Source organism: Xenorhabdus szentirmaii DSM 16338 (assembly GCF_002632585.1).
GTDB classification, from domain to species: Bacteria; Pseudomonadota; Gammaproteobacteria; order Enterobacterales; family Enterobacteriaceae; genus Xenorhabdus; species Xenorhabdus szentirmaii.
The window spans coordinates 89,868-113,017 of the sequence record NZ_NIBV01000003.1 but is presented as its reverse complement, the minus strand read 5'-3'; the positions used below and the strand labels follow the sequence as shown (position 1 = coordinate 113,017).

Annotated in this window: 21 protein-coding genes, 1 other RNA gene and 2 pseudogenes; 7 read left to right on the top strand and 17 right to left on the bottom strand. The window is 42.8% G+C overall.

Going from position 1 to position 23,150, the window contains the following annotated elements:
- Nucleotides 1-269 precede the first annotated feature (269 nt).
- Nucleotides 270-1,298, bottom strand: a complete 1,029-nt coding sequence (locus Xsze_RS22920; RefSeq protein ID WP_038239669.1) for a pyocin knob domain-containing protein — start codon at nucleotides 1,296-1,298, stop codon at nucleotides 270-272.
- A 616-nt stretch (nucleotides 1,299-1,914) separates the two neighbouring features.
- Here Xsze_RS22920 and Xsze_RS19215 point away from each other — a divergent pair.
- Together Xsze_RS19215 and Xsze_RS23415 are read left to right on the top strand one after the other, a co-directional pair.
- Complete coding sequence (locus Xsze_RS19215) at nucleotides 1,915-2,424, top strand: hypothetical protein (RefSeq protein WP_038239667.1); 510 nt, start codon at nucleotides 1,915-1,917, stop codon at nucleotides 2,422-2,424.
- Between the two features lie 229 nt (nucleotides 2,425-2,653).
- Nucleotides 2,654-2,878 (top strand): antiterminator Q family protein, encoded by a 225-nt coding sequence (locus Xsze_RS23415; protein ID WP_071991802.1) that lies wholly within the window; start codon nucleotides 2,654-2,656, stop codon nucleotides 2,876-2,878.
- Nucleotides 2,879-3,024: 146 nt separating this feature from the next.
- Here Xsze_RS23415 and Xsze_RS19205 read toward each other — a convergent pair whose 3' ends face one another.
- From Xsze_RS19205 to Xsze_RS19190, 3 genes and pseudogenes are all read right to left on the bottom strand, one after another.
- Nucleotides 3,025-3,297, bottom strand: coding sequence for a hypothetical protein (locus tag Xsze_RS19205; protein ID WP_038239665.1), 273 nt, complete (start codon nucleotides 3,295-3,297; stop codon nucleotides 3,025-3,027).
- Nucleotides 3,298-3,886: 589 nt separating this feature from the next.
- Nucleotides 3,887-4,906 (bottom strand): IS110 family RNA-guided transposase, encoded by a 1,020-nt coding sequence (locus tag Xsze_RS19195; RefSeq protein WP_099139165.1) that lies wholly within the window; start codon nucleotides 4,904-4,906, stop codon nucleotides 3,887-3,889.
- A gap of 388 nt (nucleotides 4,907-5,294) precedes the next feature.
- Nucleotides 5,295-6,282: pseudogene (locus Xsze_RS19190) on the bottom strand (IS110 family RNA-guided transposase).
- A gap of 133 nt (nucleotides 6,283-6,415) precedes the next feature.
- On the opposite strand from Xsze_RS19190, the pseudogene tnpA reads away from it, so the two are divergent.
- Nucleotides 6,416-6,886, top strand: a pseudogene (tnpA, locus tag Xsze_RS19185) (IS200/IS605 family transposase).
- Between the two features lie 322 nt (nucleotides 6,887-7,208).
- The gene (locus Xsze_RS19180; RefSeq protein WP_038234664.1) at nucleotides 7,209-7,973 is read left to right on the top strand and encodes a hypothetical protein; all 765 of its coding nucleotides are present in this window, start codon (nucleotides 7,209-7,211) and stop codon (nucleotides 7,971-7,973) included.
- A 287-nt stretch (nucleotides 7,974-8,260) separates the two neighbouring features.
- On the opposite strand, the gene Xsze_RS23155 is transcribed toward Xsze_RS19180, so the two are convergent.
- From Xsze_RS23155 to smpB, 10 genes are all read right to left on the bottom strand, one after another.
- Complete coding sequence (locus tag Xsze_RS23155; protein WP_280113396.1) at nucleotides 8,261-9,802, bottom strand: UvrD-helicase domain-containing protein; 1,542 nt, start codon at nucleotides 9,800-9,802, stop codon at nucleotides 8,261-8,263.
- Nucleotides 9,705-9,965, bottom strand: a complete 261-nt coding sequence (locus tag Xsze_RS23150) for a UvrD-helicase domain-containing protein (protein ID WP_255296645.1) — start codon at nucleotides 9,963-9,965, stop codon at nucleotides 9,705-9,707. Before Xsze_RS23150 ends, Xsze_RS23155 begins: the two co-directional genes overlap by 98 nt.
- Nucleotides 9,966-9,999: 34 nt before the next feature.
- Nucleotides 10,000-10,617, bottom strand: coding sequence for an ATP-dependent endonuclease (locus Xsze_RS23245; RefSeq protein WP_255296674.1), 618 nt, complete (start codon nucleotides 10,615-10,617; stop codon nucleotides 10,000-10,002).
- Nucleotides 10,524-11,558, bottom strand: a complete 1,035-nt coding sequence (locus tag Xsze_RS22900) for an ATP-dependent nuclease (RefSeq protein ID WP_244431737.1) — start codon at nucleotides 11,556-11,558, stop codon at nucleotides 10,524-10,526. Before Xsze_RS22900 ends, Xsze_RS23245 begins: the two co-directional genes overlap by 94 nt.
- A gap of 529 nt (nucleotides 11,559-12,087) precedes the next feature.
- A complete protein-coding gene (locus Xsze_RS19165) occupies nucleotides 12,088-14,025 on the bottom strand; it encodes a DUF3732 domain-containing protein (RefSeq protein ID WP_038234662.1) in 1,938 nt (645 codons plus the stop codon).
- Complete coding sequence (locus tag Xsze_RS19160) at nucleotides 14,022-14,522, bottom strand: three component ABC system middle component (RefSeq protein ID WP_051462286.1); 501 nt, start codon at nucleotides 14,520-14,522, stop codon at nucleotides 14,022-14,024. The genes Xsze_RS19165 and Xsze_RS19160 overlap by 4 nt, the downstream gene beginning before the upstream one ends.
- Nucleotides 14,523-14,524: 2 nt before the next feature.
- The gene (locus Xsze_RS19155) at nucleotides 14,525-15,712 is read right to left on the bottom strand and encodes an ABC-three component system protein (RefSeq protein WP_038234660.1); all 1,188 of its coding nucleotides are present in this window, start codon (nucleotides 15,710-15,712) and stop codon (nucleotides 14,525-14,527) included.
- 295 nt (nucleotides 15,713-16,007) lie between these two features.
- Nucleotides 16,008-17,240, bottom strand: a complete 1,233-nt coding sequence (locus Xsze_RS19150; protein WP_038234658.1) for an integrase domain-containing protein — start codon at nucleotides 17,238-17,240, stop codon at nucleotides 16,008-16,010.
- A gap of 204 nt (nucleotides 17,241-17,444) precedes the next feature.
- Nucleotides 17,445-17,808, bottom strand: a transfer-messenger RNA (tmRNA) gene (gene ssrA / locus Xsze_RS19145).
- Nucleotides 17,809-17,858: 50 nt separating this feature from the next.
- Nucleotides 17,859-18,341 (bottom strand): SsrA-binding protein SmpB, encoded by a 483-nt coding sequence (gene smpB, locus Xsze_RS19140; RefSeq protein WP_038234655.1) that lies wholly within the window; start codon nucleotides 18,339-18,341, stop codon nucleotides 17,859-17,861.
- 157 nt (nucleotides 18,342-18,498) lie between these two features.
- Here smpB and Xsze_RS19135 point away from each other — a divergent pair, with 157 nt between their 5' ends.
- The gene (locus Xsze_RS19135) at nucleotides 18,499-18,933 is read left to right on the top strand and encodes a type II toxin-antitoxin system RatA family toxin (protein ID WP_038234653.1); all 435 of its coding nucleotides are present in this window, start codon (nucleotides 18,499-18,501) and stop codon (nucleotides 18,931-18,933) included.
- A complete protein-coding gene (locus Xsze_RS19130) occupies nucleotides 18,926-19,222 on the top strand; it encodes an RnfH family protein (RefSeq protein WP_038234651.1) in 297 nt (98 codons plus the stop codon). The genes Xsze_RS19135 and Xsze_RS19130 overlap by 8 nt, the downstream gene beginning before the upstream one ends.
- Before the next feature lie 54 nt (nucleotides 19,223-19,276).
- Here the strand turns inward: Xsze_RS19130 and bamE are convergent, their stop codons facing one another.
- From bamE to nadK, 3 genes are all read right to left on the bottom strand, one after another.
- Complete coding sequence (bamE, locus tag Xsze_RS19125; RefSeq protein WP_038234649.1) at nucleotides 19,277-19,621, bottom strand: outer membrane protein assembly factor BamE; 345 nt, start codon at nucleotides 19,619-19,621, stop codon at nucleotides 19,277-19,279.
- 112 nt (nucleotides 19,622-19,733) lie between these two features.
- Nucleotides 19,734-21,410, bottom strand: a complete 1,677-nt coding sequence (recN, locus tag Xsze_RS19120; protein ID WP_038234647.1) for a DNA repair protein RecN — start codon at nucleotides 21,408-21,410, stop codon at nucleotides 19,734-19,736.
- Between the two features lie 117 nt (nucleotides 21,411-21,527).
- Nucleotides 21,528-22,406 carry an NAD(+) kinase gene (gene nadK / locus Xsze_RS19115; RefSeq protein WP_051462288.1) on the bottom strand — a complete coding sequence of 293 codons (879 nt, stop codon included), beginning with the start codon at nucleotides 22,404-22,406 and terminating at the stop codon, nucleotides 21,528-21,530.
- 124 nt (nucleotides 22,407-22,530) lie between these two features.
- Here nadK and grpE point away from each other — a divergent pair, with 124 nt between their 5' ends.
- A complete protein-coding gene (grpE, locus tag Xsze_RS19110) occupies nucleotides 22,531-23,112 on the top strand; it encodes a nucleotide exchange factor GrpE (RefSeq protein WP_038234643.1) in 582 nt (193 codons plus the stop codon).
- The last annotated feature ends 38 nt before the right edge of the window (nucleotides 23,113-23,150 follow it).

Genomic DNA, 23,150 nt, shown 5'->3' with positions numbered 1-23,150 from the left:
AATAGGGTTGGCTTACTTCACTAAATAGGTCATTAACCCCGCGAACCACGGTGGTCTATTGTTTGATCCGACGGTTTAATTTCGTGTGCTGAGCTAACTTAATGATAAAGGTCAGAACCGGTTTTAATACTTCCTCTGGAGTACTTCTTTTCAGCATATCGATAACAACATTTTTTAAATGGGTATAACCCGAATCGCATTTAATTTATGTTCAAGATATAAGGTTGTCCGGACGTCCGTATCCAGACGCCCAAGGATTAGCTGTGGTATCAGCGGCAGAAATAAGCTTGTGGCTCTTCGTCTAGGGGAGCAGGCATTTGTACCCGCACCGAAATAAACCTGCCATCAGGAATATCAATCAAATCACCATCAGAGTAACCTTCCTTGACATTTCTGGCGAAAATGGGGGCATACAAGTGTTCACGGTGGTAAATCATTACCTTGAGAGAGCCATCATGTAGCTTTTCATAATCAATCCAAACTAACGGCAGGTTGTTATGACATTGCGGTATTTCAATGTTGTTTACTGCTTCATCAGTATTAAATCCTAAGATACCCTTGATTAAATAAGTTCCCTCAGAAACACGTTCAACAGTTGCACCCTTAGATTCTTCATTCGTCGTAAAGGCACCAGAGGAGTAAATTTGAATGAGGGGAGAGGTTTGCTTGATGTTACCTCTGGCGTCCATGGTGGTTGTCGCTGTGGTCAGAACTTTCCACCAATCGGTCCAAACACCGGATTCCCGGTATCTGCAATAGAATTCATTCTTATAATGAGCTTGTTGGTAAATACCATCGTAATTTCTGCCAAGAACGAGACAGGGGCCATATCGGGTATTATTGTCCGCACTATTTTTTGCATTTACCCCCGGACCTGCGTAAATACCGCTAACAATTGCATTATTATAATCGCCATTAGGTATCGCTGCTCCATTATACGAACCAATGCCGTAGTCACCTGTCTTTATTGCATGACCTAATCCCAAATGGCTAACAAATGCTGCTTTATCAGGAATATCTTCACCATTTTTATTTTTTTCTAATCGGGTATTTGCATTTTGATTAGCGGTATTTGCTAAATTATATGCCGTTTTCACTGCCTTAGATGTTGCTGCCATGACTTCGCTATCATTGCCGACATCATTGCTCAGAATAACAAATCCCTTGCCTTGCAATGTTGCGTTTGGGTGGTTACGACTTTGAGCATGTTCTTCAATGGTTTCTTTGATGGCTTTTCTGACATCATCCATGGTTGGAACCATGACGGGGCTATTACTGCCTTGAGTTTTTATATTCATTCCCTCATTTAATCAACAATACATATTGCTAAATAACATGAAGGCGGTGAGTTACTGCTCCGCCGATGAACTTCAATGAACGGATTTATCAATACTGGAAAATGCGAATTGACTAATATTTGATAGGGGACATACCTTGTTGGCAGAATGGCATAAAATGACCGAAGGGGAATTAATAGAATTTATCATAAGGTTGATAAAGTTCAGCATACTGAAATTGGGATCTTTTAAGGTTTAACTGATTGATTTTTTTATATTCTTTAAAACTTCAAAGAATTGCGTTAAATGAATATTGTTCTCCTTTTAATTCATTCATTCTTCTGGAATCCTTAATTTGAGGGGAAGGTTGCTATATTGTAGAGAAAAATAATTCTGCATATAAAAGGATAGATTTTTTTTCCTTCAGTGATTATCTTTATTTCGGGAATGTCTTTATGCCTTATATTAAATCACCTTAATCGATTGCTGGCTTTTAAGCTATCGTCATTAAATGGATTTATTTACACTAAAGTTGATGGGTAAATAACCTATATGATAAAGAAATTATCATGTTAGTGCTCTGTTGATAATGAAGTGATAATAATTATCTTGCGTAATTTTATCAAAAGGAGGCGGTATGAAAGCTTTATTTGGTGTTATCCTGACTGCGTTGTTTTTAATCGCACAACCGGCTTTAGCTTGGCAGAAATATGATATAGCATTTTCAAATGCAGCTAATTCCGGCCCTACTTACTTATCTAAAATAAATGATAAATGTATGGATAGTGCGGGTCCATTAAATTTCAGTGTTAACAATAAATATAAGATGACCGTTGAAGATATGAACTCTGGTGTTGGCATATGTCTTGGAATACAAAAAAAGATAATCTGGGCAGTGAGCCATACACATAACCCTGCCAGTTTAGATCCTAAAGCTTGTTTAGTGCAATTTAGTGTTACTTACTACTGGTTTGATCACTGGCATGCGGCAATTACAAGTACTTGTGAAAATCTAATTAGCTATGCAACATGTAGGCTGGAGAATTGCCTTAACTATTGCCCAGATTTGAATAATTGCCATATGACAAAGACAGGAAGTGTCGGCGTCAATGTACCTGACAGTATCAATATAGTTTTTGCGAAGTAGAAATGCACTGAGATTTAAATATAATTATTTATCTCTTGAAGTATTGAAACTACTTTTATAAAGGTGAGAAATCTCACCTTTTATTTCCTTATTCTCTGATCCTCAGGCAAAAATAAATTTACTTGTCGTTTTTGCAAGAAAACCCAATCTGTATGCAATAACGGAACAGGTAAAGCAAGTTCTTCATTTACCGCTTAATTACGGCTTTTAACGTGGCTATGGCTCAAGTGTGCGATTTTATCGAGTACCATGCGTTGGCGGGATACCGAAACGTGCCATAGGCTGTAAATTCAAACTCAGAGAGCGTGAAATCAGGAGGCGAATGCTGCTGGCTGAAAGTTTTATTTTTGGGTGTTTTGGGGTTTTAAACAAGTCTTTAGATCTAGATCTTATTTATGGTTTCCACAGTAACTATGCCAAAAAACATATCTCAACATTAAGCATTCAATTATAAAAAACCTCACTTTTGCCCGACAACTTACGTGAACAGCTACCGCCAAATATGGCGGTAGGGTTAATTAGATAAATGTGTCCAGTAGGATTAGGTAGGAATTTATGCTTGGGAAGTAGATGAATAAGAAAGTATTCTGGTTATGTTTATTAGGAATAGCGATCGGTTGCCGGTTTTATTACCCGGCCGTCATCTTCAACATAACCCTCATAAACAACGATAGAACTATCAAGAAGTGCAAAATACGAAATTGTCTCTCCTTCTGATGATATTGAAACTATATAACCGCGAAGATCTGAACGAGACCAATATTCATTACCACCCGGTTGAATATCAAATGAACCATCACCTTCCCCGGATTCCGTATCCCATCTGTTGACACTAACTGAAATAATATAATTAGTGTTATTCGTTACATTCATGATACCCCCTATATTTTAATATAAAATTAGAAACTTTAGTGCCATGAAAAAACTATAGATACAGGTAACATTATTCCTGCTTTTGACAAATCAAGACAACAACAATAAGTGTCTTGGAACAAATAAACTATATTGTTATTTTTCTAAACATCATCGGCTCACAAGGCATAAATGCAGGTATGACGGCATCACAACGCTCTTTTTAGGGGGTTAATCCGTAAGAAGCAAAGTAACTTATCAGCGAGGTGGGTTGGGCACCGTTACTGCGGGGCTTTTTTATTCTTCCATATTAAAGGTTAAATCTATGGTCTTCTATATGAACGCATCCCGTTTGCAAGACAAAAGTTATTGTGACATTGAAGGTAGATTGCAGCTCTATATTCGGCCTTGTTACAGCTAATACTGCGGGCCTCGATGTAATCCGCTGACCTGCGCCTTATTCCTCGAACGAGCTTGACGCTCTGGTGACCATTCAGGTTTAGCAAGTCACGGTCTCACCTTTCGTTGTCATCATAACTCTTGCCTCAGCAATCTTTCTGTATTCGTCTTTTTTAATTAAGTTGAAGTAAATTTTTATCTGTGAAATACCTCAATAAGGCCTGACACTGACGTAATCTTTTTCATATTCCCGTTGATGAGCAATCAGTGCCCAGACCGTGCGAGCCAGTTTATTCGCCATCCCGACAATCGCAACACTAACCGGACGTCGTTTTTTCAGTTCGCTTACCCACTGGGGCGGTGTTTTCGTGCATAACGTGACGACTCTGGCGCCATGGATAAACAGCGTCCTGAGATACGCATCCCCACGTTTACTGATGCCCAGTAACTTAACCCGGCCACCTGTTCCTGTTTGCCGGGGAACCAAGCCCAGATAGGCGGAAAACTCCCGGCCTGATCGGAAAGCAGTGGGATCCCCCATCGTAGCGATGGCTGCTGTAGCAATCAGAACACCCACACCCGGAATTTTCATGATCCGCTGACAATCCGCATGCTGATTTGCCCACTCAGTCAATTGTTTTTCCAGACCGTCAATTTCTTTATCAAGTTCACTCAGGCGATAATATTGCTCTTCAATCAGGCTGATCAGGAAGGGGGAGAGTGTTATCCTTAACCGCTCAAGCACCTCGGGTATCGCTTTGTCTAACGATGCCCGCCCCTTATGCACTGTCTCACCAAATTCCAGTAACAATCCATGCAATGCATTAATTTGCGCGGTTCTGAATTTCACTAACTGAGTACGCATCCGGTGCACAGAAAGTAGGGTTTGTTGTTCTTCATTTTTGATAGCGACGGGTTTACCCGGTTGCTGAACGGCCATCCAGATTGCCCTGGCATCCATGACATCGTTTTTGTTACCTATACGAAAAGCTTTAACAAATTTGGCCTGAAGCAAATGAACTTCATGCCCTAACTTTTTCAGCTCCCGTGCCCAATAGTGGGCACCACCACACGCTTCCATACCAATCAGACAAGGATCCCGGTTGCTGAAAAAAGTCAAAAAATCCCGTCGTCGTAGCTGTTTATCAATGATTTCACCGGTATATTCATCAACGAAATGAATTTGCATCAGATACTTTGCGATATCGACGCCAACAGGCGTATATTTCATGAGTGGATCCTCCAGTTATCAGAGAGCAACAGGCTTCTCATTTAGGCACTATAAGGCCGGAAATCTGAGAGGATCCACACCTTACCTCTCAATTTCAGCATAGTACCGAGGGTTACGTGGTTGGGATGCGTTCATTACATTCCTCGTTTTTGCAACGCTAATTTTGATGAATTTTGGGCTTGCTAAAATCTATCCGGCGTCACTATAGGCAAGGTTGCCCACGCCTCGATGAATTCCGCGCCTGATGTTCCTAAAAAACCACGCGGCTTTAATAAGCCATCTTAACCTTTAGGTTTCTCACCAGACCGATTGGCCGTTTATGTCATCAATTATCAGTCTTTGCAAAACCAGTGGGGTAACGTTTAAATTTATTAATCATGACACAGAATCAGGCGTCAAATACCGTGTGCTGTGTCGTGATTGCCCAAGCTATCCGGCAAATTTATTCGCAGTGCATAAGCCACGACATTGGAGTGTTTTTGTTCAAGCTGCTGCCTGACCCTGTCAGCCAGTTTTCCGGAGTAATTATCCAATCGTTGCATAAAGACTCGTGCACATTGTACCAAGAGTCTCCGCAAGTGCTTATTTCCTCGTTTACTGATGCCCAGCAGGGTATTTTTTCCACCCGTGCTATATTGCCTGGGAACTAATCCCGTTGAGGCGGCAAAATCACGACTTTTGGCATATTGTCGGCCATCTCCCCACTGTGAAGAAAGTAAGCTCGCTGTGATTAAACCAATACCGGGGATGGTCATAAGACGCTGGGCTGTGTCATCCGTTGTGATCGTGTGTTTTAGTCCAGATTCTAACTCGACTATTCGTTCAACAATATAGTGATAATGGGCATGTAGTTGCATCAGCAATCGGACCAGATAATCGGGAAGTTTGTGCTTTGCTAACACTAACGATAAGCGTTTCATAATAGCTTCTTCCTTCGGCAAGCTAATCCCAAACTCGAGTAAGAAGCCAAGTATCTGATTAGTTGTTTTGATCTTATCCCTGACCCGATGTAATGCCCGCATTGCTTGTTGAGCTTCGGTTCTTGGCCGGACAAAACGCATTGAAGGACGTGACGCGGCTTCGCAGATAGCTTCGGCATCAACAAAATCATTCTTATTACTTTTAACGAAAGGTCGGACAAACTGAGGCGAAATGAGTTTGGCCTCATGTCCCAAATCAGTTATCTGTCTTGCCATGAAATGAGCACCAGCACAGGCTTCCATCACAATGGTTGCAGATGAGCAGTTAGCGAGAAACTCCATCAATTTAGTTCGGGTAAACTTTTTACGGAGAAGAGCCTGACCTGATTTATCCTGACAGTGGATATGAAAGGTATGTTTGCCGAGATCGAGACTAATGAGTGTGACGGTGTTTATGATGATGGCCTCTAATCAAAGATAATCACTCTGTCAATATACTGTTGGTGGAGTGAGGGGTGACCATTTCATTAACCACCGACTTTAGTCGGTCAGCTTTAGCTGCGATACTGTGTTACACGGGAGGTGCAGCATGGATTACAGATATGGCAGCCACACGGTATTTAATATCGAATATCATTTTGTGTGGGTAACAAAATACAGGTACAAGGTGCTGATGGGTGAAGTCGGTATTCGGGTGTGAGAGTTAGTCCGTCAGACGTGTGAATCATTTGAAATCAGAATATTAAGTGGTGTCGTGAGCCAAGATCATGTTCACATACTGGTGAATATTCCGCCGACATTATCTCCCTCAGAAATCATGAGGAGGCTGAAAGGGAGGACAGAGAGTAAGTTGTTTGAAGAGTTTGCTCATCTGAAAAAGCGCTACTGGGGTCAGCATTTTTGGGGCAGAGGCTATTTTTGTGCCACGGTGGGTCAGTTAACAGAAGAAATGATTGAGGCTTATCTGGCCCATCATTTTGAACCGAACCCAAATGATAATTTCAGGATGGACGATTGGCGCATCGTTCAGCCGATGCGTATCCGGCTTGGATTCGACTAATAAGTGCGTATGGATTTTTTCGGTAAGTGAAGTAGGGAGGATTGATGGAAAATATAGATATTTATGCTCTATCAGCTAAAGTTTTTGACGCTATTACAACAGATATTAATGAATCTTACTATCAAAAAAAGGGGGATATTTAAATGTTTGTTATAGCACTGACAATATTGTAAACGCAGAAGCATGTATCATATCCGGGTATGGGGAGCCGTCTTTTCATTCAATTACGGTCTCTTATAAGTTACTGGAAATAATTTACCGTGATGTTGAAGAGTATTATTCGTATCTTGGTTCGGCGGTTGATAATGATCTCACTCAATCATTGTTTGGTGACGATATCAGTCTTTCTTATTTACTCACGTCATTTACACTTGATGAGTGTATCAAGAATACATTTATTTCTGCAATTACATGGGTGTATTTTCATGAGTTAGGACATTTATCTCAAGAGCATGGGATATATAGATTCAAACAAGACGAATTGAACATAATATCCGAGGTGAAAGATACAAATAATGATGAGCTCACACAAGAAGAATCTATAATTTATCATGCAACAGAATTAGCAGCGGATTATTATTCTACTGTAACATGTGTTTGTGAATTAGTTCGTCAATTTAGTAAGTCTGAATGGAAAGTTGCTATCAGCTTTTTAATGACAGGGTTACCGATTGTACTATTTCATTTTCACGGAACTGCTTTTGAAAAAGAACAAGAAGAACCAAAAGGAAGTCATCCTTATCCCTTGACCAGACTTGAATTAATGGCACCGTTGACATATGAGTTCTTAAGTATAGTCAATACAGATGAGCGTGTAGAATATGTTAATTTATGCGGTTATTCTGTATTTAGCGTTAGTCTTTTTTGGCTGCGTAAAGTTCATTTCGAACCTGAATATGTTAGTCATTACATTTTACACGGCATAAGTAATAGAAAAGATATCCTCAATTATCTAAAGTTCATCATCCCTGCATGGGATAGTGTTGAACCTAGTATAAGAGGAATGTATCATTACGGTAGCGACATACATCTGCTTAAATTCAGTGATCACTTGAGGGGTTCTGTATTAAATAGTTCGCCTATTTGAAGCCATAACTGTAGCACAAAAGTTTTGCTAATTTTTTAATGATTGCTAGAAGATTGACCTTATCCTATTTGTCTATTTATTACGGAATAAGTGCTTTGTCCGTTTTAACAACAAAGTGGAAGTATGTAGGGGAAGGGGGTTGCTGCGGGGAAGTAAAGTAATCCTCCTCTCCCCCCCGGTTTAATAAATAAAAATATTATTCATAGTGCTGTTTTTGAATTGGCGAAAACCTATTGAATGTAGATGTGATTCTATTCTCTCTGGCTGCGATGAAAAATTTCATTTAGTCATGGAGAATGTTTCCCTTTTTCGTAAACCATATGCAGTTCTTTCCGTGGTCGTGTGACGCCAACATAAAACAGTCGGCGGGCTTCCCGCATTGTATGTATTGTTATGCAGTCGCGTTTACTTGGGAAGTCATAGCTATTAACGCCATACATAATGGCAACGTCAAATTCACGACCTTTAGCACTGTGAAGAGTGCTTAATATTACTCTCCCAGCGCCATCCACTTTTCCTGCAAAGATTTCCAGAGTCATATCCAGGCTCCTGTCAGGATCAGTCCGTTGTAATAACTCAGCACAAACTTCCCACTCTTGGAAATTGTTCTGAGAAAGCAACTGCCATTTAATAATAAGTTCAGTGTATAACCGTTTAAGCCACTGATGAGCAGTTTCGCTCCGTTCAATTCCGTTTCGTAAAAAATTGATGAGTTGAATAGTAATATTTTGTTCTTCAGCTTGGTTTACGCTCCGACCGTAAGCTATTGAAAGAGCTTGACCCAGCAACTGGTTAAATGATGGTGAAGCTTCTTTCCAACCACCCGTAACCCATTGGCTACAGGCCTCTATAAAGCGCGCTAGGCGGGAATTGCGTTTTATCAAAGCATTACTGTCAGCACGAATTAGGGCAATGTTTTCTGCTTGAAGTGCATCCACAAGTTTGTCTCCCAACCAAGCTGCACGGTAAAGCAATCCAATTCGCTCAAGTTGAAAACCGCGTTTAGTTAATGAGGGTAACAATTTTTTAGCGATATAATGGGCCTGCGAATCATAATCACCATTTACTGAATGAAACCCCAATTCCCCCTCAGCCGTACCAGAGGGGCCGCGGTAATCCCTTTCTTCACCAAGAGCGCCCAGTGATGCTCTGATAATTTTCGAGCCGGAGCGATAGTTGAATCGGAGCCTGAAAGTCTTCACATCTTTTAGTGATTGGAGGCTTTCGAGTAAGCTCGGATTTGCTCCATTGAATCCATAGATTGACTGATCAGCATCACCAACCGCGAATAGCCTAATCCCACCTTCAAAGCAAAGAAGCAGTACAAGCTCATGAAGGACACAACCAAGATCCTGATATTCGTCTACAAACAAAACAGGATAGCGAGACTGAATTGCATTACGAATCCAAATATGTTCGTTGATCATACGAAAAGCGATGAGTGGCATATCATCAAAGTCAATCAGGCCAGAACGTCGGAGTTCAGCCTCGTAAGTTTCTATGAATTTTGCCAGTTCAGGGTTTTTATTCTGCCAGACAGGTAAAAGACGATTCACATCCCGACGTCGTTTCTCTTCAGCAAAACGCCAGCGTGCATGGGGATCCCCGCTATTGCCGAATAATGTTTTATAAGCTTCTTCTACAGCTGTACGACACTCATTCCTTGTAGCCACACGAAAATCTTTTGGCAGTAGATTTGGTATGCACCGCGAGTAAGGGATAATTACTTGGTTAAGTGCGAAGCTGTGTACGGTGCCAATAAAGTTTCTTTCGCTGTTTGCAACACCAAAGTCGGTTAATCGTTTCTCGAGCTCTGCTGCACACCTCATTATTATAAGTGATACACGCCACGCCTCGTGGATCCATAACATCATCTATAAGAGCCCGCGCCATAGCAGTAGTGAGCGTTTTTGTTTTTCCACTGCCCGGTCCGGCAACGACTACACAGTGGCCAGTTTCAATAGCTGCATCGTACTGCTCTTTATTAGGCATGAGCTCTTTCAGCGCCTGTGCCAGCGCGGGCCGGTTAAACATTGGATGTGACATAATGAATGGCCGCTGAAATGTATTCCGGTGGCGTCAGACCAGGTGCTTTTTTCTTGAGCTTGGCTGCCAGTCGCCCCTTACCAACGTCAGAAACCATTGTTAGAAGTTGTGCCGGGACTACAGGCTGACCTGAACGCCATGACTTAATTCTGGATGAGCGCAATGCACCAAATCCCTGTTCATCGAGAATATCCAAAAGTGCTTCCTTTAGACCTGGCGTATTGGCTATAGCTATTTCGAAAGTTAATGAGTTTAAAAAGATACTTCTATCTCTGAAGCAAGGATTGCACTCATCAAAAGTTACTGCTTTCAACCAAGTTATATTTTCAGGTGTGAACTTTGGGGCTTCAGGCCTGACTGAACAATATGCATCCCAAATACTGATTGAACGATTTTTACCCAAGGGTTGCTTTGTTCCGTCTAGGGGATCCCAATCGGTGATTACAGCAAAGGGTATTCTTAGGCTGGCTGTAAGTTTTACATAAGGTTCAAAATTCACCTCTGCTACGTTACATACCGTAATCCCAAGCTGGTCAAGATTATATCCAATGGATTCAGCGAAGCTCGGTAGCAAAACCTCTTCAGCATCCCCTTCCACAAAAATGACCCCTTCGCAAAGAGAAGCTCAGAACGTGTTTCCGTTAGATAGCGTTCGATATCGTCAAGTTCATCACTAGTGACAGGTAGATGAGTAAGCGAAAATGCGTGCGAACGTCCATCTTCACTGCGCCAAAGACGAACTACAGAACGGAGAGGGGCAATAGTCGCCAGTGTTGGGGAGTGGCTAGTTACAATCAGAGCTTGAGCTGTATCTGGATTATTAAAAAGCTTTTCAAAGACAGCTCGCTGTAGCTGTGGATGAAGGTGCGCTTCAGGTTCTTCAATACAGAGCAGTGAGAAATTTCTTTCATTCTTTGCGCGGCGCCAGGCAAACTCAGCAAGCTTCAGTGATATCAGTGCCACGTTTGCAGACCCAAGACTCGCTTCAGTGATTCCTCTCTTTCCGTCATCAATGAACATTGATAACGAGCGCATTAATCTAAGAGGGTCAGCAGGTGCAAATCGGAGACGTGCGTTGAGATCATGTGCGGTACCTGCTAGGTCGATGATGCCTCCACGCAGAGAATCTCCTAGGGACTTTATTGAAGGGAAACTTTCCATCGTCTCTGTTGCTGATTCAAGGCTGTTTGCGACTCTGTCCAGATCGGAGCGGCTTAATGATGCGAATGCATCTTCTAGTAATGGGCGTAGTGGGGAGTTTCTCCAAGAAGCAAGCTGTGCTTCTGCATCGCGTAAAGCATCCAGCATATCGATGGCTATTCGACGCCGGACGCGGCTGGCAATCGTGCGTGACTCTTGACCGCCACCATAAACAATAAACTCGCAATCCTCACTTGACTGAGGTTCTCCAGCAATTTCATCTTTTTTACGGAAAACATAGCTCATTCTTGCCACTGCCGGATTCTCTGCGATACGAAAATCGGTTAATAGCGCTGAAAGTAAAGGGTCACTGTCGAAATCGGCAAAATCCAGATGCACTTCGATTTGTGGGTTTTTGGATAGGTCACAACCGTCCCAGAAGTCAGATAATTTTAGTTGCCTCAGTGAATCTGGCAGCGTGAGATAAATAACTAAGCGAATCGCTAATTACTTTTACCGACTCGGTTCTCGCCAAGCAAGACTATGTTGCCGGTCAGAGGGATATCAACTGACTCAAAATTACGAAAGTTGAGTATCTTTAAATTTGCAAAATACATAATAATCCTTATAAGCTAAATCGTTTTTTTCATGGTTTTGCTTAATTTAGTGAGCTGGTACAACATAGCAGCAAGCGATAATTAATAACGGGCTTAGGTTTGTATATCGCTATAAATACTTGCATGCAGAGTTAGTCCTTGCCTTCTTTGGGCCTTCATATTAATAAATTCGACCTCCTATATGTCGTTGTTCCAGCCAACTCCTTTTCACTCCAACCACCAGACAGTAACAATTCTACTTACTTATTTCGGTCTTATTCCTCTCGGGAATAAGCACCATAGGGACTTGTATTTACGCATTGCTATTACCTCTAAGGAGTTATCCAGCTTGTAGGAATAAGTTTTACGCCATTCCGCCAGCGCTCAGAGACTGCAGTCTGGAACCAGTCATCTTTGAGGTCAGCATGGTCCATAACTATGATCTGTAAATCAGGGGCGAGCGTTTGAGCAGCGTGGTTGATTAGGCTGAATAACCGATTCACTGCGTTCTGATCTTCATTCCTCAAAGATGCAATCGACCCATCATTATCTTTTTCAGGTGGATAATGTGCTTGGGATGGCTGGTCGAGGATTAAAAATCCTGGGACTGGACGTTTTTTTTGACGGAACCAGCGATGAAGGGCGAGATGTGCCAGAATATGGTATCCGACCCAATTTTCCCCGCTTCCCATACGGAAAAGCGGTACCGGCCCGTCCAAAGTATCAGCCACTACAGTGAGTTTTCGTATGTCTAGACGCAGGTTGCTGCCCTGATGTTCAAGATCGAGAAGATCTGAATATTCGGTCATGTAACGGCCAATTATATTTAGAAAAGCAGCGAGCTTCTCTCGTACTGCAATAGGATCCAGCCTTTTTTCAAGGAGACTTACAGTGAGTAGTTGCTTTTCTAAGTGGTTACGAAGACCAGATTGCTGATTTGTATCTTTGACAGTTTCAAGATACTGAGCAATTTTACCCAAGATCCGTGCTTGCAGCATAAAGTTTTCCTGCTGTACTTGCAGATATTCAGTCTGCTTTATGCAATCATCGATTTTTCTCTGATTCTCCCGAAGATCGTTAATCAGAGTGCTTTCCTGGGCTTGGAGATCTGCTAAACGTTTCTGGAGCCTTGGGTTCTCTGCTTCTACCGCTTCTAGTTGTAGGCTCAGTTCATTGAGAGAATGGTTAAGTTGAACAACAGAAGGAGGAGGGTTTTCGAGGTGGCTTTGACAAAGAGGGCAGAAATGCAGTTCATCTGAGCACTTTATCAGATTTACTATACTGAGCCTTGCTCGTTGTTCTCGCGCTTCACGTTCATAACCAGTTGATTCTGAGGTAAACGCCCGAGTTTCGCGAATCTCGATGTTGAGTCTCTCAAGTTCAGTGCGCAGACCCTGACGTTCTGAGCGCAGTCGCGCCAGTATTTCATCATGATCACTTAATACTGCTATATCTGAAAATACCCCTCGTTCGCTCAAACTTTGAAGCAAAGACACGCATGTCTCATGGCTTGTAACTACGGTTCTGTCGTCAGCAAGCCCTGCCATTTTAGCCTCTTCCAGCAATGCTCTGGCACGCGGAAATGTAGTATCGTCCAGCGAATCAGCTTCACGTACCAATCTTTCAAGCTGACGTAGTAATTTTCGCGCGTCATCCAACTGAGCTTGTTGAAGAAGCCGCTCTTCATCCATCGCGCCAAGAAAATAAGGGAGGGTATCTCGTATAGCCTGCGCTATAAAACCATCATCCTGCCGATGAAAGAGACGTTGTTTGCTATCAATATCATTCTGGTCTTGGAAACAAAAAAGAAGCGCGTGACGAAAATTTGCTTCAAGAGATGGGCGTGTAGGACTTGGAGGACGATGTTCGTTTTCATTGATGCCAATTGTCGTTCCTAAAAATTTCTCCACAGCGTTGACCGTGGTATTTTTGTAGAGAGTATTGCCGTCAGGAATGACCAAGGAACTTCCTCGGGCAATATAAATGTCGCCGTGAGACTGTGTACCTGGATCAGGATTGCGTCGTGCTATAAAAATTTGGCTTTCATTTAGTTGAAAAAGAATCCCATACCATTGCGTACACTTACGAATAACGCCATCGGCTACGTAGCATTCGCTTCGCCCGGTAACGTAATCAATAATATCAATAATGGCTGATTTACCCGTTTTCGATGCACCGGTTAAAATGTTTAGTTGGCTGGGATGAAATGTAATTTCACGCCGTTCTCCCTCGTGATTGTAAATCACTAGGCTGGCTATCTGAAGACTCATGGTGCTATCCCCCAGGCAGCGTATATAGTCGCCGTTGTGCCAGCACTAGCAAGCCAACGTCCTAGAAATGATGCACGCTCAATACATTCTCCTACTTCCTGAGTAATCAGTGGCGTTCGTTTTTCTGTGGGAGAACGTAACTTAGATCCTTTCATTATGTCACCATTTTCATCTAGGCAAAGAGCGCTTAGCCCTACACCGAATAATATACTCTCGCGGGTAATGGCATTTAGCCGTCTAACTCTTTCGGGAAAGTTAACCATTATTTCTCGGTTGTCCTGACTCCAGGTCATGAGTGACGTAACTGTTGTCGCGGGCAGCGCTTTGCGTGTTTTCTGATGCAGAATTATTGGGAGGATCATAAAGGCTAATGCAAAGGGTAAAGGGCAACCGGTTTTTTTAGTAAATTCTGACGATGTATTGGCAATAAGCAATACACAGAAAGCTGGATTGAAGAGATAGCTCTCCTCGAGGGGACGGGAAGACCAAGGCTGCATAATCAGTCCTCTCCTTGTTGTTCATCATAATAATCTTGCATGTAATCAGGGTGCCACCCCACTGCGTATCGGTTAGCCAAAATATGGTAGCTTCCATGGGTAAGAAAACGTTCGCGGAGGCTGCGAAGAGGGAAGCATGCGTTCTGTTCGGCCCATGTGAACAGGTCCCGCCCGGAACGTACACGATCTGCCTCATCACTGTCGGCTAGCAAATTGTCTTGCTGTGCAGCAAATCGTGGTTGCCAGGCCTCTATCAGCTCCTGTTCGAAGGTTTTAAGCTCATCATTAATCAATAATTCTTCTCTTACCCATTTTGATCGTTGCTCTGAAGCTCGGTAATAATCACGGATAGCATACTCAATACGGGTTGAGCCGAGATTTATCTTACGTAACTGATGGACAAATGGTCGACTGTCTAGCTGAGCAATCACTTCTAGAGGGGGAGACGATGTTCGAAAATCAACTGGCAGGGAGGAGCGTCGAAACTCCTCACGCAATTCATCAATACGGGATTCAATAGCCATTACTGGGATGCTGTCCATGCCATTGCCACTGAGCATACTTATCACTTGATCGAACCACCAGCCTTCTAAACGCTCGGCGAAAATTTCGATATGCTCTCTTCCTACAGCACGATGCAATTGTCGGTAAATATCTTGTTTAACGTCGGTAATCGAAGGAGAATCATCAAGCACATATATTGATCTTAACAGAGCGAGTCGAGCCTCCTCTGGTAAATGCTTATAAGCGTTGAAAGCTTCTTGTAGCGCACGGTTATTTGAACTTTTTGCAGTCGCAAGTAACAAAGCATCGGCTTGAGCCTCGTTGCGACTTTCTATTCGTAATAGAACAGAGGCTGAATTAGAAGGTGCCGAGCCAGTTGTAATTAGGTAGTAACGAGTTCTTGAGTAACCGCTGTTATCGGCAGTAGCACTTTTTATCCAAATGAGTAGTGTTTTCCAAAGGTCAGTGCTGCTGTCATTCAGTTTTCCTGTTTTGGCTTTGTGATGTTTGGTCTGGATTAGATGAATAGGTAAGCCATTTGCCTCAAAAGCTATATCATCAAACTTTTCAATTGAAATCCTAAGCTCCGGTGAATCCAGAGTAGCTTCCAGTCCTTTTAGCAACGCGTAGCGACACTGATAAAGATAGCCAGTGGCCGACGCGCTAGCCTCATGCGCGTTATTCATCCCTTCACTCCGCTCATTGAACGATAGTACTTTCTAACTGAAATTGAGTTAATTTACCACTGTCAATAGCATTGATGCTGAAAAAATGCGATAGAAACTATCGTTCGTCAGTCCAACAAAAACATTCGTAGCTCAAAGTTAATACCGCATTTTTGTAATTATAATGAGTGTGATGTATTGAATTTTAATTATAACTATATGGTATTATTGGTGCTCTTGCTTGGTTTTTAACATTGTAAAATATGTTTTTTTGTCGGGAAAAACGAAAGTCTGAGCTAGACTTAAAGTACATTTATCACTTCACTAAACGCATTCCCTTTATCCCATCCACAATGATACTTCCCTTATCCGCAGCCATAACAAAATCAGCCCACCACTGCATCATTGGTCGTCTCTGCTCAAGATAATCGGTACGGTTGTAAGCACGACGAACCTCATTCTTATCCACATGAGCAAGTGCTGCCTCAATGACATCGGGCGGAAAACCTTGCTCATTGAGCGCGGTACTGGCAATTGAACGCAAACCATGCGATACAAGAATGCCGCCGAATCCTGCTCTTTTGAGCGAAGCATTTACCGTTTGGCTGTTCATTGATTGAGTGGGTTTTAAACGACTTGGAAAAATGAATTCCCGATTGCTACTCATCGGCTTCATCATTTCTAAAATAGCCATCGCTTCGTTTGACAATGGAACAGTATGGTCGCGGTTCATTTTCATTCGTGATGCGGGAATTTTCCATTCTCGTGCCTCTAAATCAACTTCATCCCAGCGAGCCTCAGCGGCTTCGGCAGGGCGGGTAATAGTAAGAAGTTGCCACATGAACAGGCAGCGTGTGGAAAGGCTAATGCTGGTCGTACGCATCGTCTGCATCAGTTGAGGTAGCTGGTCCGGACGAATGCTGGGCATGTTCTTTTTCTGCGGCTTCTCGAAGGCTTTACCTATATTAACGCTGGGAACAGCATCAATCAGGCCTGTGTTCTGGGCGTATATCATAACTTCATTTATACGTTGGCAAAGACGGCGGACGGTTTCCAGTGCTCCTCTGGCCTGAACAGCCTGAACCAGTGTGTGAGCTTTAATATCTGTAACGCTGATGTCGCCAATTGCAAGAAAGACATCTCTCTCAAGGGAGCGCCAGATATCCTCTGCGTAGTCTTCTGTCACACTGGCTTTCTTCACATTCCAGCAACGTTCAGCTACGAGTTGGAAAGTATTGGTTTTGGCTTCCAGCGAACTGAGAAGTTGTTCCTGCTGATGTTCTTGTGGATAGATTTGTTTCGCCAGGAGAGAGCGAGACTCTGCCTGGTAGTTTCTGGCATCGGCAAGGGTAACTGACGGGTAGGGGCCTATGCTCTTCTTCGCGCGCTTCTTAGTGACAGGGCGAATATAGCGAAATTGCCAGATTTTACTCCCGCTGGATTTGATGAGTAGCTCAAGGCCATCACCATCATAGAGAACGTAGTCCGCTTCCTTGGGTTTGGCGGATTCGATTTCTTTAACGGATAGAGGTTTAGTTTGTCTTGCCATTAACGGGTTTCCATAGTTTTAGGCACCTCAAAAACAATAAAGCTTTACGAGGTGCCTAACAAGGTGCCTAAAAGGTTCGGATTTAATTAGTTGGCTTCAGACTTCGCGGGACAAATTGAAGGCACAAAAAAGCCCGCAGGGCTTGCGCCGTGCGGGCTCTTAGGACTTCATCGGATGACTCTGGTAATCACCGATGGAGAATTTTGGTGGAGCTGGCGGGAGTTGAACCCGCGTCCGAAATTCCTACATCCTCGGTACTACATGCTTAGTCTAGTCTTTACATTCGCTTGCCAGCTGCGGACAGACACGCCACTAACAAACTAGCCTGATTGGATTTAACGCTTCAACCCCAGGCAGGGCATCCACGCGATCTCTTTTGGGTTTGACCTCTCTTGATCCCCGTCCTAAGAGCGGAGGCTAGGGAGAGAGGGCTCTGCGCAGGTTATTAAGCTGCCAGTGCGTATTTTTCGTCGTTTGCGACTATTGTTTTGCGGCTTTTTACGAGGCCAACCGCCCCTCGGCATGCACCTTGGGTTTCGCGAATCCCGTCGAATCCAGAATCAGCCCCAAGTATGTTAAACGCAAGTATAACAGAATGTTGAGCAACAATGCTAGTGATTATCGCCCTGAATTCTTCATAATTCGCGCTTTGTCTAATTTCCATTCACGTTCTTTGATATCTGAACGTTTATCATGCGCTTTTTTACCTTTTGCTACACCAATTTTGATTTTGCACCAGGCATTCTTCCAATACATAGAAAGTGCAACGATAGTGTAACCTTCTCTGTTGATTCGACCATAAAGTGAATCAAGCTCACGTTTGTTAAGTAGTAATTTGCGAGATCGTGTCGGATCACAAACTACATGGGAAGAAGCAACGTTTAACGGCGTGATTGTGGCACCAAAAAGATAAGCATCACCATCTTTGAGTAAAACATAACTTTCACTGATGTTGGCTTTGCCAGCACGCAGTGATTTTACTTCCCAACCTTGTAGGGATAAGCCTGCCTCAAACTCTTCTTCAATGAAGAATTCGTGGCGGGCTCGCTTATTCATGGCAATTGTTGCCGAACCGGGTTTGTGTGCTTTTTTCTTTGTCATAATACGTAGTATTATACTGTATGCGTTGGTGAAAGAAATCTCTTCTGTATGATATTTAGTGACAAGTGCACATTTATTGTTCTAAATGTCGTCAGGTTTTTATTTAACCACATTTAAGTGATACTATTCAGTGCTGTTATGCTTTACAGGAAATGATATGCCACAGATTAGTCGCTCTGCGTTAGTGCCTTATAGCGTGGAACAAATGTTTAAATTGGTCAATGATGTAACATCTTATCCGGATTTTTTACCGGGTTGTGTAGGAAGTCGCGTAATCAGCAGCAGCATTAATGAAATGACCGCTTCTGTTGAGGTTTCTAAGGCGGGAATAAGTAAAACATTTATAACACGCAATACGTTGTTTGATAATGAAAGCATCAAGATGCAGCTTGTTGATGGCCCTTTTCGCAAGTTGATGGGAGGGTGGAATTTTACTCCGCTGAGTGAAGATGCATGTAAGGTTGAGTTACATCTTGATTTTGAATTTACCAATAAGTTAATCGAATTAGCTTTTGGGAAAGTCTTCAAAGAAGTGGCTGGTAATATGGTTCAGGCGTTCACCCAACGCGCGCGCGAGGTTTATAGTGTCTGAGTCTGAAATCAATATCGAAATCGTTTATGCTCTGCCTGAACGGCAATATTTATATAATGTAAAGTTACCGCGGGGATCAACAATCGAACAAGCAATTGAATCATCCGGCCTTTTGGCATTGCGTGATGATATTGATTTGACAAAGAATAAAGTTGGTATTTATAGTCGCCCAGCTAAATTGACGGATACCCTAGAAGAGGGAGATCGTGTAGAGATTTATCGCCCTCTGATTGCAGATCCGAAAGAAATGCGCCGTAAGCGAGCTGAGCGTGCCAAAAAACAGGCATAATAATGTTATTTATTCGCCAGGCTATTTACTGGCGAATAAATAAAAGCACACATTTTACAGGTTCTCTGGTAGTGACTTTTCATTTTTGATATCAGTCAGTACACCGTTATTATCAAAGTTAAGCGTTAAGGTTTCCTGTGTCGCTTTTTCATGGCCGGGTTGTTGACGGAATACGTAATACCAGGTTTGACTTCCAAAAGGGTCAGTCAGCATGGGTGTTCCCAATGTGTAAACAACTTGTTGTTGGGTCATTCCTTTCTGGATTTTTGATACTGTAGCCGGTGTCAGGTAATTCCCTTGATTAATATCAGGGCGATAAACAATTCGCTCAAGCGAGGAACAACCTGCTGTCAGCATAACAAGCGATACAGTAGCGGCAGTCAATAAGTTACAGCGCATAGTAATTACATTCCTTTAGGAGTTAGGCCGTCGATAATAATAAACATTGAAGAGATTGAAAACCTCTACACGTTTACCTATGACTTTAATTATACAAAAAAGTTGTATTAATTTATGCCGCTAACAGTTCTTTTGCATTGGCTAGAGTATTTTTTGTAACCTCACTTCCGGCAAGAAGCCGTGCCAGTTCCTGAAGCCGGGCTTTTTTGTCCAACAATTGCATTTGGGTTTCTGTTTCCTCTCCATCCGTTTGCTTGCTGACATAAAAATGTTGATGCCCGCATCCCGCAACCTGAGGTAAGTGAGTAACGCACATGACTTGAGTTGACTCTCCTAATTCACGTAATAAACGACCCACAATTGCGGCTGTTGGACCACTAATACCCACATCAACTTCGTCGAAAATTAGAGCGGGAGTCTCCATTTTTTTCGCTGTAATAACCTGTATAGCCAGTGCAATACGGGAAAGTTCCCCACCTGATGCTACTTTCGCTAATGATTGATGAGGTTGGCCAGGGTTGGTGGTGACATTGAATTCAACTTTGCTGGCACCATCAATATTTAAATGTTCAGGTTCAAATGAGACATCAATGGTAAAGCGACCATGAGGCATAGATAATTGATGCATGCTGCTGGTTATCAATTGACTGAGTTCCGCTGCATATTTTTGACGAATATGGTGTAATTTCTCTGCTACAGTCAAGGCCTTCTGGTAATGTAAACTTACAAGTTCACTTAAGTGAGCACAATCATCCTCTTGCTGGGCCAACTGATGCTGCTCTTCTAGAAGTTGCTGATGTAAATTTGGTAGCTCTTCTGGTGTGACATGGTGTTTACGAGCAATGCTAATTTGCTGGGAAATTTTCTGTTCCAGTTCGAATAGACGGCTTGGATCTAATTCCAACTGGTCACTATAGTGGCGCAGTTGATCACTAACCTCATTGATTTGAATCGCTGCTTCTTCAAGCATATTTAGCAATTCACTGAGTTTGTGATCCATATCCGCCAGTTCAGTTAATTCATTTCGTGCATAGTTGAGCAAGCTGGTGATATTTTGTTCATCGTTATCGCTGAGTAGCTGAAGCACATTTTGGCTTACACTCAGAAATTGCCCGCAATTTGCCAGCCGTTTATATTCGCTATCCTGTTCTTGGTAATCGCCTGATTGTGGTGACAGTTCATTTAGCTCTTTCAGATGATATTCCAGTAACTGCTGGCGTGAACGACGTTCAAGAGCTTGCTGTTGAAATTGGGAGAGTGCTTGGCAACTTTGACGCCACTGCTGGTAAGCCAGCCTCATTTCATTTTGAAGTTCAAAATCCCCCATGTAAATGTCCAGTAAACGCCTTTGGTGGCGATTTTCCAGCAGTAGTTGATGGGCATGTTGCCCATGAATCTGGATCAGATGTGAACCCAGTTCACGCAACTGGGAAAGTGGCACGGCTGTACCATTGATAAAGCCACGGGAGCGGCCATCAGAAGTAATTGTACGGCGCAGTAAGCACTCATTGCCATCGTCAAAAGTACTACTATCCAATTGGTGGCTTTCAAGCCACTTACGGGCAGAAGGAGCATCTGTCAGTGAAAATCGGGCACAAAGATCAGTACGTGAAGCGCCCGGGCGAACCATATTGGCTTCGCCCCGATTGCCAAGACATAAACCTAGTGCATCAATTGCGATGGACTTACCGGCCCCAGTTTCTCCGGTGATAGCCGTCATGCCTGAACGGAAATCAATTTCGAGTTCGCGAACAATAGCAAAATTACTGATAGTCAACTGAGTCAGCATTGTGCCCCTCCTGCTTATTGCTGTGTTATAACAACACGTTCCTGTGCATAAAAACATGTCTGTTCTTTCATACAGTATAAACTGGTTTTTTATACAGTAAAGCGGAGATCGCTATTTTTAGAACATTTTTTTCGACCAGCCTAACTTAGTGCTTAGCGTATTAAAGTAGTTGTAATCTTTCGGGTGAATTAAGTGCAAATTATATTCACTGCGTTTGATGATGACTTCTTCCCCATCTTGGATGGGTAACACAATTTGGCTGTCACAACTGACTTCGTAGTCACTGCTGTTCTGGGAAAATTTCAGGCAGATACTGCTCTCGCTGCTGATCACGAGTGGGCGTGCTGAGAGAGTATGCGGGAACATTGGTACTAATACGATGGCATTTAAATTTGGTGTCAGTATTGGCCCTCCTGCTGACAGTGAATAAGCTGTAGATCCGGTAGGAGTCGCTATGATCAAGCCATCTGAACGTTGGGAAAAGGCAAAGCGCTCATCAATGTAGACTTCAAATTCAATCATATGGGCAACTTTACCCGGATGTAACACGACTTCGTTCAAGGCGGTACTGTACCGTGGTTTTTGTCCTTTTTTCGTAACTTGAGCTTCGAGTAAAAAACGTTTTTCGTCCCGGTATTCGCCATTCAACACTTCAGAAAGCTGCTGTAAAGCATTATCGGGATCTAAATCAGTCAGAAAACCTAAATTACCCCGGTTGATGCCAATGACTTTAATATCATAACGTGCCAGTACTCTGGCTGAACCGAGCATATTTCCATCCCCGCCGACAACAATGACTAAATCCGCAATTTTGCCGATTTCTGTTAATCCTCCTGTTTGGGCGTCTTTTAAATCAATATATTTTGCAACTTGTCTGTCCACAATGACGCTATAACCTTTAGATACCAGCCAGTGGTAAAGCATTTCATGGGTGGCTAGTGCTTCAGGATGGCGCGGACGGCCGACAATACCGATGCATTTGAATTCATTATTCATTGCTGTTATGTCCTTCAGCATATGGTTTTGTCCTCACAATATGATGTGTTCCCTTGAATCCCGCATTTTGATCCCCATAATAAGCGAGAATGGCGAAGATAATACAAAATACGCGGAGATATTCATGAGTAGTAAAGACCAAAAAGTACCTGACGAGCAAGTCTCAGAAAATACAGAAAATGTATTAGAGCCACAAATGGATGTAGAAAAGGCAGACGCGCCAGAGACTGAAAATGTTTTTGACCCGCGTGTGGCAGAGTTAGAAGAGCAACTGAAACAGGCTCAGTCTAATGAACGTGATGCTTTGTTGCGTGCTCGCGCTGAGGTCGAAAATATTCGTCGTCGTGCTGAGCTGGATGTTGAAAAGGCTCATAAATTTGCGTTAGAAAAATTTGCTAATCAACTATTGCCTGTCATCGACAACCTGGAACGTGCAATAGAAGCAGCAGATCGTGCCAATGAATTACTGCAACCTATGATTGAGGGCATTGAGCTTACCCTGAAATCCTTCATTGACGCTGTAGGTAAATTCGGTGTTGAGGTTGTGAGTGAAGCCAACGTGCCTTTCAATCCGGATGTGCATCAGGCAATGACTATGGTGGAATCTGAGCAGCATGAACCTAATAGCGTTATGTTCGTGATGCAGAAAGGTTATACCTTGAATGGTCGTTTGTTGCGCCCTGCAATGGTTGCTGTTTCTAAATAAACGTTATGGCATCCATAATTGCCCCAATGCCGCCATTA